General features: G+C 66.2%; 10 protein-coding genes and 6 tRNA genes. 5 read left to right on the forward strand and 11 right to left on the reverse strand.

What is annotated here, in order from left to right:
• Positions 1 to 50: 50 nt before the first annotated feature.
• Positions 51 to 1,346 (reverse strand): trigger factor, encoded by a 1,296-nt coding sequence (gene tig / locus ABE543_RS13370; protein ID WP_053520350.1) that lies wholly within the window; start codon positions 1,344 to 1,346, stop codon positions 51 to 53.
• A 190-nt stretch (positions 1,347 to 1,536) separates the two neighbouring features.
• A tRNA-Leu gene (locus ABE543_RS13375) sits at positions 1,537 to 1,621 on the reverse strand.
• Between the two features lie 144 nt (positions 1,622 to 1,765).
• On the opposite strand from ABE543_RS13375, the gene ABE543_RS13380 reads away from it, so the two are divergent.
• The gene (locus ABE543_RS13380; protein WP_346475778.1) at positions 1,766 to 2,425 is read left to right on the forward strand and encodes a DUF2306 domain-containing protein; all 660 of its coding nucleotides are present in this window, start codon (positions 1,766 to 1,768) and stop codon (positions 2,423 to 2,425) included.
• Positions 2,426 to 2,469: 44 nt separating this feature from the next.
• Here ABE543_RS13380 and ABE543_RS13385 read toward each other — a convergent pair.
• From ABE543_RS13385 to ABE543_RS13405, 5 genes are all read right to left on the reverse strand, one after another.
• Positions 2,470 to 2,545: transfer RNA gene (locus ABE543_RS13385), tRNA-Lys, on the reverse strand.
• Positions 2,546 to 2,709: 164 nt separating this feature from the next.
• Positions 2,710 to 2,785 (reverse strand) — tRNA-Lys (locus tag ABE543_RS13390).
• A 79-nt stretch (positions 2,786 to 2,864) separates the two neighbouring features.
• Positions 2,865 to 2,941 (reverse strand) — tRNA-His (locus ABE543_RS13395).
• Between the two features lie 173 nt (positions 2,942 to 3,114).
• A tRNA-Arg gene (locus tag ABE543_RS13400) sits at positions 3,115 to 3,191 on the reverse strand.
• A gap of 39 nt (positions 3,192 to 3,230) precedes the next feature.
• Positions 3,231 to 3,307 (reverse strand) — tRNA-Pro (locus ABE543_RS13405).
• Between the two features lie 181 nt (positions 3,308 to 3,488).
• On the opposite strand from ABE543_RS13405, the gene ABE543_RS13410 reads away from it, so the two are divergent.
• Entirely contained in the window at positions 3,489 to 4,244 is a 756-nt protein-coding gene (locus ABE543_RS13410; RefSeq protein ID WP_053520416.1) for a Bax inhibitor-1/YccA family protein, read from the forward strand.
• Positions 4,245 to 4,319: 75 nt separating this feature from the next.
• Positions 4,320 to 4,940, forward strand: coding sequence for a flavin reductase family protein (locus ABE543_RS13415; protein ID WP_053520417.1), 621 nt, complete (start codon positions 4,320 to 4,322; stop codon positions 4,938 to 4,940).
• A 3-nt stretch (positions 4,941 to 4,943) separates the two neighbouring features.
• Here the strand turns inward: ABE543_RS13415 and ABE543_RS13420 are convergent, their stop codons facing one another.
• The 4 genes from ABE543_RS13420 to grxC all read right to left on the reverse strand — a co-directional run bounded on the left by ABE543_RS13420 (position 4,944) and on the right by grxC (position 7,814).
• A complete protein-coding gene (locus ABE543_RS13420; protein ID WP_053520419.1) occupies positions 4,944 to 5,705 on the reverse strand; it encodes a sulfite exporter TauE/SafE family protein in 762 nt (253 codons plus the stop codon).
• Positions 5,706 to 5,902: 197 nt separating this feature from the next.
• Positions 5,903 to 6,907, reverse strand: coding sequence for an isocitrate dehydrogenase (locus tag ABE543_RS13425; RefSeq protein ID WP_053520418.1), 1,005 nt, complete (start codon positions 6,905 to 6,907; stop codon positions 5,903 to 5,905).
• Between the two features lie 227 nt (positions 6,908 to 7,134).
• Positions 7,135 to 7,527, reverse strand: coding sequence for a carboxymuconolactone decarboxylase family protein (locus tag ABE543_RS13430; protein ID WP_053519434.1), 393 nt, complete (start codon positions 7,525 to 7,527; stop codon positions 7,135 to 7,137).
• Positions 7,524 to 7,814 carry a glutaredoxin 3 gene (gene grxC, locus ABE543_RS13435; protein WP_004154541.1) on the reverse strand — a complete coding sequence of 97 codons (291 nt, stop codon included), beginning with the start codon at positions 7,812 to 7,814 and terminating at the stop codon, positions 7,524 to 7,526. The genes ABE543_RS13430 and grxC overlap by 4 nt, the downstream gene beginning before the upstream one ends.
• Positions 7,815 to 7,902: 88 nt before the next feature.
• On the opposite strand from grxC, the gene ABE543_RS13440 reads away from it, so the two are divergent.
• Complete coding sequence (locus tag ABE543_RS13440) at positions 7,903 to 9,603, forward strand: M48 family metalloprotease (protein ID WP_180875756.1); 1,701 nt, start codon at positions 7,903 to 7,905, stop codon at positions 9,601 to 9,603.
• 116 nt (positions 9,604 to 9,719) lie between these two features.
• The gene (gene phoB, locus ABE543_RS13445; RefSeq protein WP_053519436.1) at positions 9,720 to 10,409 is read left to right on the forward strand and encodes a phosphate regulon transcriptional regulator PhoB; all 690 of its coding nucleotides are present in this window, start codon (positions 9,720 to 9,722) and stop codon (positions 10,407 to 10,409) included.
• Positions 10,410 to 10,510: the final 101 nt, after the last annotated feature.

Here is a 10,510-nt window from a genome sequence, read left to right on the forward strand (position 1 = left end):
AACAACCCCGCGCCGGCAGGGGCGCGGGGCATACGGTGATCCGCCCGGACTTACTGGCGGATCGCGTCCTGGAACGACAGCTTCTCTTCGGTGTGCTGGGCGCGCTCGGCGATCCAGTCGATCACCTGCTCTTCCATCACACGGTTCTGCAGACCAGACATCAGCTGGGGGTCGTTGCGGTACATCTCAATGACCTGCTCCGGCTCTTCGTAGGTCGAGGCGATCAGACGCAGCGTTTCGTTCAGGCGCTTGGGCTCCAGTCGCAGATCGTTGGTGCGCGCCACTTCGCCGACCAGCAGGCCGACCAGCACGCGCTTGGCGGCGGCGTCCTTGAAACCTTCGTGGGCATCGGCCGGGATCTCGCCCGGGTTGCGGCCGCTGCGGCGGATCTGCTCGACCTGCTGGGCCAGCATCGCGCGGGCTTCGTTCTCGACCAGGCGCGGCGGCATTTCCACCGAGGAATAGGCGGCGATCAGCTGCTCGCCCACTTCACGGCGCAGGCGGTTCATCAGCGCGCCCTTGAGCTCGCGCTCCAGGTTGGCGCGGATGTCGCTGCGGAACTGCTCGACATCACCGCCCTTCACGCCGAAGCTCTTGATGAAGGCCTCATCGACCGCCGGCACCACCGGCTCGGACACTTCGGCAACCTTGACGGTGACCTGCACGGTCTTGCCGGCCAGCACCGGCACGCGCCAGTCGGCCGGGAAATCGACGTCCAGCGTCTTTTCCTCGCCCTTGGCCAGGCCGACCAGGCCCTTTTCGATGGTCTCGAACATCATGCCCTGGCCGAGCACGATCGAACCCTTCTCGGTGCCTTCGGCCGGCAGGCGCTCTTCGCCGGCCTGCGACCAGGTTTCGACCGCAACCAGGTCGCCATCCTGCGCGCCACGCGCAACCGGTGCCCAGGTGCGGCGCTGGTTCTGCAGGTTCTCGATCATCTGGTCGATGTCGGCGTCGGTGATCTCGGCGGTGTGGCGCACCACGGTCAGCTTGCTGACGTCGATGTCACCGAAGTCCGGCACCACTTCCACGGTGGCCACGAAGGAGAACTCACCCTCGTCGCCCTTGTCGATGCGCGGGCTGCCGACGATGCGCAGATCGTGCTCACGCACGGCCGCGTCGAAGGTTTCGCGCAGCAGGCCGTCCAGCGCCTCGCCACGGACCTGCGCGCCGAAGCGCTGCTCGATCACCTTGGCCGGCACCTTGCCCGGACGGAAACCCTTGATGCGGGTGGTACGGGCGATTTCGCCCAGGCGGCCGTTGATGTGGCTCTGCAGACGGTCTTCCGGCAGCGAGAAGCTCAGGCGGCGTTCCAGGTTGCCGATGGATTCGATCGAAGCTTGCATGTTGACTCCTGCCACCGGTGGCGCTCTGGCCTCCGGCTCGATGATGGATGAAACGGTTGTAAGGTGACGGCGTCCGGGACGCGCCTGCTTGCCGCAGCCCTTTAGTTTCGCCCAATTCGGCGTGCACTGCCAGCGCAGGCCGGGCAAGCGCCTCGGGAACGCCCGGCGGGGGGCGGAGGCAGGCCGGCACTGGTGCGAAAGGGGGGACTCGAACCCCCACGCCTTGCGGCACTGGAACCTAAATCCAGGGCGTCTACCAATTCCGCCACTTTCGCGTGGCCGGCACAGGCCGTCATTGTCGCAGGCGGGTGCACAAAGCGGAAGGCGTGACAAACCTGAATACGTAGTCCAGGCACCCACGCGCAGGCGCCGGCACGTGCGCGTAGACTCGTGCCGTTGCCACCACCCGGTCTGCCCCGATGGAACGCACCCCACTCCGCACGCCCCTGCAGGCCCGGATGCCCGGCTGGTCCACACTCGTCTGGCTGCTCGGTCTTGCAGTCGCGCTGCACTTCCTGTGGGTCACCGCACAGCGCTACGGGCAGGTCAGCGCCGAGGCCTATGGCATGTTCTGGGAGCGTCGCAACTGGCTGTGGCTGCATGTCGCCGGCGGCAGCCTGGCCATGCTGGCTGGCGCCACGCAGTTCATCGGTCCCCTGCGGCGACACCGTCCCCGGCTGCATCGCTGGCTGGGACGGATCTACCTGGCCGGCATCCTGCTGGGGAGTGCCGCTGTCGCCGGCCTGATCGCCACCACCCAGGGCTGGCTGGCACTGAAAATGGCGTTCGCTGCGACCGGCCTGGCGTGGTTGGTCACATCATTCTGCGGCTATCGCAGCATCCGGCGTGGCGACGTCGAGCAGCACCGGCGATGGATGCTGCGCAGCTACCTGGTGACGCTGTCACCCGCGGCGTTCCGCCTGGCGCTGCTGGTGCCTGCGCTCATGCAGCTGGCATCGCCTCTGGTGATGGTGCCGAGCCTGCTGGTACTGAGCTGGGCCCTGCCGCTGCTGGTGCATGAAGCAGGAAGGCGCCTGGTGTCCATCGGCACACTCGCAGAGCCGTCCGGCAGCCGCTGAACACCCAAGAAAAAAGCCACTTGGAGGACCAAGTGGCTTTCGTCTGGTGGGCTGTCAAGGATTCGAACCTTGGACCTATTGATTAAGAGTCAACTGCTCTACCAACTGAGCTAACAGCCCGAAATCGGGGCGCGAATTATGACCTGATGCGCACACGGGGTGCAAGCTTTTTTTCAACATCGTTGATCGATGCATGCGTGCCACGACCCAAGGTGCTTCGCATGCCCTTTGCGCGGCCTGCAGGCAAGAAAAAAGCCACCTGGGGTACCAGGTGGCTTCTGTCTTGGTGGGCCGTCAAGGATTCGAACCTTGGACCTATTGATTAAGAGTCAACTGCTCTACCAACTGAGCTAACGGCCCGTGAAACTCAGACGCACATTATAGCGTGCATTCTGTTTATTGCAACACCGTGTCGGCTGTGCCGATGCGGTTGAATCAGTGGGGTGGCTGAGGGGATTCGAACCCCCGACCACCGGAATCACAATCCGGTACTCTAACCAACTGAGCTACAGCCACCACTGAAACATTCGCTTCATCGCCAATGCTGCTGGCGCTGGAGCTTTGAAGCCTTGCCTGGAGACCGTCACCGAAGTTCGGGCCGCCGAAGCGAGTCCGATATTCTGGTGGAGTCCTCACGCTTTTGCAAGCCTTTCTTCACATCCGCCGATGCGGTCCCGGTGCCTCGCCAATGGCGCGCCCGACAGGAATCGAACCTGTAACCGCCGGCTTAGAAGGCCGGTGCTCTATCCAGTTGAGCTACGGGCGCCCGAACCGGAACGGCGTCCAATCCGACGTGGCGTGGGATTGGTCGGGGTAGAGGGATTCGAACCCCCGACATCCTGCTCCCAAAGCAGGCGCGCTACCAGACTGCGCTATACCCCGGTCTTGCAATCCCCTCGAGCCGGGCCCGGGGAGTTGGTCATTGTCGCCAAGCACGCGGCGAACTGTCAACGCAGCGATCTGTCCCGGGCGCGCGGTCACGGCAGTGGCAGTGGCCATCGGCTATGCTCGACATCGTCGGCCGGATGGCCTTCCTGATCCCTCATTCGCACGGAGAACGCGCATGCGCAGCGGCAACCCGGCTCTTTCCGAGTCGACTTTCCTCGACCTCGCCAACGGCTCGGTGGTGACCCGCCCCGACCAGGCGATGACCCTCAACGGCACCGTCAACAAGACCGGCATCCTGTTGCTGCTGACCGTGCTGACCGCAGCCTTCGCCTGGAACCAGACCGTGGCCTTCGGCCAGGTGCTGCCGGCCGCCAAGCTGTATGCCATGGGCGGCGCGATCGGCGGCCTGGTGCTGGCGCTGGTCACCGTGTTCAAGAAGCAATGGTCGCCGGTCACCGCACCGCTGTACGCGCTGGTGGAAGGCCTGTTCCTCGGCGCCATTTCCGCCGTGTTCGAGCTGCGGTTCCCGGGCATCGTATTCCAGGCCGTGCTGCTGACCTTCGGCACGCTGGCTGCCCTGCTGGTGGCCTACCGCACCGGCGTCATCAAGGCCACCGAGAATTTCAAGCTCGGCGTGGTCGCCGCCACCGGTGGCATCGCCCTGCTCTACCTGGCGTCGTTCGTGCTGTCGTTCTTCAACATCGAAGTCCCGCTGATCCACTCCTCCAGCGGCTGGGGCATCGCCTTCAGCCTGTTCGTGGTCGTGGTCGCCGCGCTGAACCTGGTGCTGGATTTCGATTTCATTGAGAGCGGTGTGGCCCAGCGCGCGCCCAAGTACATGGAGTGGTATGGCGCATTCGGCCTGATGGTGACCCTGGTCTGGCTGTACGTCGAGTTCCTCCGCCTGCTGTCAAAGATCCAGCAGCGCTGATTCCGGTCAGGCTGAAAACGACAAAGGGCGCCTCCGTGGCGCCCTTTCTGTTCCCCTCCCCCTTTCGACCCCGCCATGCCTGCCCTCTTCCACAGCTATCGCCCCGCTGACGGCCATCGCCTGCCGCATGACCCGTTCAACGCCATCATCGGCCCCCGCCCGATCGGCTGGATTTCCAGCTGCGCTGCCGACGGCGCGTTGAACCTGGCGCCCTACAGCTTCTTCAACGCCTTCAACTACACGCCGCCGATCATTGGTTTCTCCAGCCAGGGCCGCAAGGACTCGCTGCACAACATCGAAGCGACGGGCGAGTTCGTCTGGAACCTGGCCACTTTCGACCTGGCCGAAGCCATGAATGAGAGCTGCCGGGCGGTCGCGCCGGACGTCGACGAGTTCACGCTGGCCGGCTTGACGCCGTTGGCTTCCGGGCAGGTCAAGCCGCCGCGTGTTGCAGAAAGCCCGGTCAGCATGGAATGCCGCTGCACCCAGATCGTCCGCCTGCGCGATGCCGCCGGACAGGACACCAACGGCTGGCTGGTGCTCGGCGAGGTGGTCGCCGTACATATCGAGGCACGACTGCTGGTCGATGGCATCTACGACACTGCAGCCGCCGACCCGATCCTGCGCGGCGGTGGACCGGCCGACTATTTCCGCGTCAGTGCCGAGCAGCGTTTCCGCATGTTCCGGCCGGCCTGAATCTCAGCCGGCAACCGGGCGCGCCAACAGGGCCGGCAGCGACGAGGCGAGCAGCGCGATGCCCGACAGCGTCAGCAGGCTCAATACGATCTGGCGGAACCGCGCCTCGCTGATGCCGATGTAGACCCGCGCCCCCAGCAGCGCCGGAACCAGCATGGCCGGGGCGACGACAGCGAAGTACGGCAACATCTGCCGGGTAACCAGGCCACTGCCGACGTAGGTGGCCATGGTGACCGACAGCATCGCCAGGTTGAAGTTCTGGATGACCGCGCGCTGCTCCTCCTTGCCGAAACCACGCAGCGTGCTCCACAACGTGGGCACGGGACCTGCGAAGCCGCCGATGCCGCTGAGCACGCCACCGGCCATGCCCGCCACGGTGTCGCCGATGCGCCCGCCCGTGGTGATCGGCGGCAGCGAACGGGCCATCAGCATCACCGGGCACCACAGTGCCAGGAAGCCTCCCAGCAGGGCCTTGAACCAGTCCATGTCCAGCTGCGGCAATACCATCACGCCCAGCGGAATGCCCGCCAGGCCGCCGAAGACGAAGGGCAGCAGCAGACGCAGATTGAATCCGCGCCGCACGGTGAACACCGCCACCAGCTGACCCACCAGCGCGCCGAACACCGACAGCGTCGCCGCCAGGCGTGGCTCCAGCCCCCACGCCCAGAACGACATGGCGACCATTCCGAACGCAAAGCCGGACAGTCCCTGCACGAATCCCGCCACGATCGCTCCAAGTGCGACCAGCAGATACACCGAATCCATCATCACCTCGCTACGACCCCATGGCTACGCTGCCACGCCGGCCTGGGCAGCGTAGTGCGTGGCAAGGTGCTCGACCAGCGTGCGCACTTTCGGTGCCGCCACACCACATGAGCTGCGCAGAGCATGCGCAGGCACCCAAACGCAACGGGGCGCCCGAAGGCGCCCCGCTGGAAATCCAGACAAGGTCCCGCCACCGCTTACAGGCGCGTGGCGATGGCCTTGGCGAAGCTCATGGTGGTGCCGGTGCCGCCCAGGTCGCCGGTCAGCGAGTCCTTGGCTTCCATGGTCGCCACGATGGCCTTGCGCAGGCGCTCGGCATTCTGCGGCTGGCCGATGTGATCCAGCATCTGTGCCGCCGCCAGCAGCAGCGCGCAGGGATTGGCCTTGCCCTGGCCCGCGATGTCCGGCGCGGTGCCGTGCACGGCTTCGAAGATCGCCGCGTCCTTGCCGATGTTGGCACCCGGGGCCAGGCCCAGGCCGCCGACCAGGCCGGCGCAGAGATCGGAAATGATGTCGCCGAACAGGTTGGTGGTGACGATCACATCGAACTGTTCCGGGCGCATCACCAGCTGCATGCAGGTGTTGTCGACGATCATTTCCTGGAACTCGATGTCCGGATACTGCGCGGCCACTTCACGGGCGACGTTCAGGAACAGGCCCGAGGTCGACTTGATGATGTTGGCCTTGTGCACGGCGGTGACCTTCTTGCGGCCGACGCTGCGGGCCAGTTCGAAGGCGTAGCGCACGATGCGCTCCGAGCCCTTGCGGGTGATGCGGGTGCCGGAGAAGGCAGTCTCGCCGTCGGCCGACACTTCCTGGCCTTCAGCCAGGTAGGCGCCTTCGGTGTTCTCACGCACGGTGATCAGGTCGACGTTGTCGAAACGCGACTTGGTGTTCGGGAAGGTGTGGGCCGGACGCACGTTGGCGTACAGGTCGAAATGGCGGCGCAGGCTGACATTGATCGAGGTGAAGCCACCGCCGACCGGCGTGGTCAGCGGGCTCTTCAGGGCAACCTTGTTGCGCGCGATCGAGTCCAGGGTGACCGCCGGCATCAGGTCGCCGTGCTTCTCCAGCGCCGCCAGGCCGGCGTCGGCCTCTTCATACTCCAGGCCGGCATTGAGCTGGTCGAGCACGTACAGGGTGGCGTCCATGATCTCCGGGCCGATGCCGTCGCCGCGGATGACCGTAATTTTCTGCGTCATTGATCGATGTTCCGAACAGGGGGAAAAAACGCCGTCCGGACGTGCCCGGAAACGCCGGCGCAAAGGAAGTTTCACCGGCAATTATGCCTGAGCCGGGGCCGAGGTCCCAAATAGACCATGGTCCCAGTCCCCGGCTCAGGCAGAATTGCCCGCGTATTCCGGTAGCGCCGGGCCATGCCCGGCGGGTGGGCGTCCGGTCATTAGCCGGGCATGGCCCGGCGTTAGCCTCAGTGCTCGTGGGCTTCCGGGGCGGCGGCACCGCCTTCGAGCTGGTCGAGGAAATCGACCGCGCGGCGCAGGTGCGGGATCACGATCGAGCCGCCGACCACCAGGCCGACCGAGAAGGTCTCGAAGAACTCCTCGCGGGTCACCCCGGCCTCCTTGCACTGGGCCACGTGGTAGCTGATGCAGTCGTCGCAGCGCAGCACCATCGAGGCCACCAGCCCCAGCAGCTCCTTGGTCTTCACATCAAGCGCGCCGGCCTGGTAGGTCTGCGTATCCAGCGCGAAGAACCGGCGCACCACCTGGTTCGGCTCGCCCAGAATGCGCTCGTTCATGCGCTTGCGGAACGCGGTGAACTCAGCGATGCGGTCCTTGCTGCCGTCGTCGGCCGCGCTCATGCCTGGCCCTGCCCGGCCAGCAGCGGCTCAAGCTTGCCTTCACGGTGCAGCGCCATCATGTCGTCATAGCCACCGACATGGACGTCGCCGACGAAGATCTGCGGCACGCTGGTGCGGCGGGTCAGCGCCATCATCTTCTCGCGTTCGGCCGGGTCCAGGTCGATGCGGACCTCGGTCCACTGCTGGCCCTTGCTCTTGAGGAAGTTCTTGGCGGCCACGCAGTACGGGCAGACGGCAGTGGAATAGATGGTGATGGCGGGGGCACCGCCGGCGGTCTGGGCTGTCACGGGAAACTCCACGATGGATCGACGGTCTACATATGGTACCGGTGCGCTGGAATTTCCACGCTACCACCGCAACACTGTGGATTAACGAATGGTTGCCCCCTGCCCTGCCACGCTTGGCGCGCCCCGCCCGAGGACCTCCCGCTTGCGAGCCCTGCTGCTTTCGACCGCCGTCACCTTCGCCCTGGCCATGCCGCTGGCCCAGGCCCAGGAGAAGCTGCCCGACATCGGCTCCTCGGCCGGCGAGCTGCTGACCCCGGCCCGCCAGGCCGAGTACGGCGCGATGATGCTGCGCGAGCTGCGCAACTATGGCTACCTGCTGGACGATCCGCTGGTCAATGACTGGCTGCAGACCATGGGCACCCGCCTGGGGTCCAACAGCGACCAGCCGCGCCAGCCCTACACCTTCTTCGTGATGAAGGACCGCCAGATCAACGCCTTCGCGACCCTGGGCGGCTACATCGGGGTCAACGCCGGGCTGGTGCTGACGGCCGAACGCGAAGACGAGGTTGCCGCGGTGCTGTCACACGAAATCGCCCACGTCACCCAGCAGCACGTGCTGCGCGGGGTCGAGCGCGCCCAGCGCGACCAGATCCCGATCCTGCTGGGCATGCTGGCGGCGGTGGTGGCGGCACAGGCCAGCAACAGCACCTCTTCAGGCAATGCGACCATGGCCGCGATCAGCTCGGGCATGGGCCTGATGCAGCAGCGGCAGATCAACTACACCCGCTCCAACGAATCGGAAGCCGATCGGCTGGGCATACGCACCCTGTCACGCAGCGGTTACGACGTGGACGCGATGGCCGGCTTCTTCGAGCGGATGTCGACGGCCATGCGCGGCAACGAGGGCGGCTACAGCGTGCCGGAGTTCCTGCGCACGCACCCGGTCAACATCACCCGCATCAGCGAAGCGAAGGCCCGCGCCGAGCAGATGAAGAAGGACACGGTGCTGCTGACCACCACCACGCCCAGCGGCGAGCGCAGGGAACGGGTGGACCCGGCCGACCCGACCCTGTCCGAACCGCTGCTGCGCGGCAGCAACCCGCTGCTGCCAAGCAGTGTGCTGCGGGTGCCGGTTGGCCAGCTCAGCCGGGGCCCCAGCGGCGACTTCGACTGGGCACGTGAACGGTTGCGGGTGCTCAGTGCCGACTCCACCGGCGAGGTGGAGCGTGAATACGCCGATCTGGGCAAACGCCAGAAGAGCGGATTGAACGATGCCCAGCGCTACGGCCAGGCCCTGGCGGTGATGCGGGGGGGACGCAGCGGTGCCGGCGAGGCGCGGCAGACCCTGAACGGCCTGCTGCAGGCCCATCCGGACAGCCTGTGGGTAGCCCTTGCCCTGGCCGAGGCCGAATCGCGCTCGGGCCAGGCCACGCAGGCCAATGCCCGTTTCGAGCAGCTGCTGCGCGAGCATCCCAACAGCCGGCCCGTCGCGCTGACCTACGCCGAGATCCTCAACGAACAGGGCAACCGCGAGGCGGGGCAGCGCGCGCAGGCCATGCTGCGGCCGCTGCTGTCGCAAAGTGGTAACGATCCGGTGTTCCAGCAGCGCTACGCCCGTGCCAGCGAGCTGGCCGGGGACAGCGTCCGTGCCAGCGAGGCCTACGCCGAGGCCGCCTTCCTCAGCGGCCGGCCGGAGCAGGCGCTGATGCAGCTGCAGGCACTCAAGCGCAATCCCGCGCTGGACTACGTGGGACGGGCCCGGGTCGACGCGCGCATCGAATCGATCACCCCGACCGTGTTGGAACTGCGCCGGCAGGGCGTGCAGGACCCCGACCTGGACCGCCGCTGAGCGCTGCATGACCGGTCCGTGGCAATCGGGAGCGGTTCCGGCCCGATGGTCACAAAAATGTCATCAAACCGTAGTCTACTGGCACCCGTCCAGTAACCGAGCCCTACGGTGCCCTCGTGCAGAAACGTATCCTGATCGTCGATGACGAGCCCGCGATCCGCGAAATGGTCGCCTTCGCCCTGCGCAAGGGTGACTACGAGCCGGTTCACGCCGGTGATGCCCGCGAAGCCCAGACCGCGATCGCTGACCGTGTTCCCGACCTGATCCTGCTGGACTGGATGCTGCCCGGCACCAGCGGCCTGGACCTGGCGCGCCGCTGGCGCAAGGAGACGCTGACCCGCGAGGTGCCCATCATCATGCTGACCGCGCGTGGCGAGGAGAACGACCGTGTCGGCGGCCTGGAAGCCGGCGTCGACGATTACGTGGTCAAGCCGTTCTCGGCCCGGGAGCTGCTGGCCCGCATCCGTGCGGTCATGCGCCGCGCCCGCGAAGACGACGAGGACGGCAGCGTGGCAGTCGGTCCGATCCGCATCGACGGTGCCGCGCATCGCGTGTTCGCCAACGAACAGCCGGTGCCGATCGGCCCGACCGAGTACCGCCTGCTGCACTTCTTCATGACCCACCCCGAGCGGGTGTACACCCGCGCCCAGCTGCTGGACCACGTGTGGGGCGGCAGCGTGTACGTGGAGGAGCGCACCATCGACGTGCACATCCGCCGCCTGCGCAAGACGCTGGAACCGTTCAATGCCGAGAACATGGTGCAGACCGTGCGCGGCGCGGGTTACCGCTTCTCGACCGCCACCTGAGTCCCGTCGTGGGGGCCTACGGCCCCCCACCGGGGCGCGGGCGGCCACAAAGGAATAACACAAGGGTCATTAGACATAAACACCCCCCCACCAAGACCAGC

The organism is Stenotrophomonas sp. TWI169, from assembly GCF_039674705.1.
GTDB classification, from domain to species: Bacteria; Pseudomonadota; Gammaproteobacteria; order Xanthomonadales; family Xanthomonadaceae; genus Stenotrophomonas; species Stenotrophomonas maltophilia_P.

Excerpts from the sequence above, each read along its gene's own strand:
- tig (WP_053520350.1), bottom strand. The coding sequence starts at position 1,346 with ATGCAAGCTTCGATCGAATCCATCGGCAACCTGGAACGCCGCCTGAGC.
- ABE543_RS13380 (WP_346475778.1), top strand. The coding sequence starts at position 1,766 with ATGGAACGCACCCCACTCCGCACGCCCCTGCAGGCCCGGATGCCCGGC.
- ABE543_RS13410 (WP_053520416.1), top strand. The coding sequence starts at position 3,489 with ATGCGCAGCGGCAACCCGGCTCTTTCCGAGTCGACTTTCCTCGACCTC.
- ABE543_RS13415 (WP_053520417.1), top strand. The coding sequence starts at position 4,320 with ATGCCTGCCCTCTTCCACAGCTATCGCCCCGCTGACGGCCATCGCCTG.
- ABE543_RS13420 (WP_053520419.1), bottom strand. The coding sequence starts at position 5,705 with ATGGATTCGGTGTATCTGCTGGTCGCACTTGGAGCGATCGTGGCGGGA.
- ABE543_RS13425 (WP_053520418.1), bottom strand. The coding sequence starts at position 6,907 with ATGACGCAGAAAATTACGGTCATCCGCGGCGACGGCATCGGCCCGGAG.
- ABE543_RS13430 (WP_053519434.1), bottom strand. The coding sequence starts at position 7,527 with ATGAGCGCGGCCGACGACGGCAGCAAGGACCGCATCGCTGAGTTCACC.
- ABE543_RS13440 (WP_180875756.1), top strand. The coding sequence starts at position 7,903 with ATGGTTGCCCCCTGCCCTGCCACGCTTGGCGCGCCCCGCCCGAGGACC.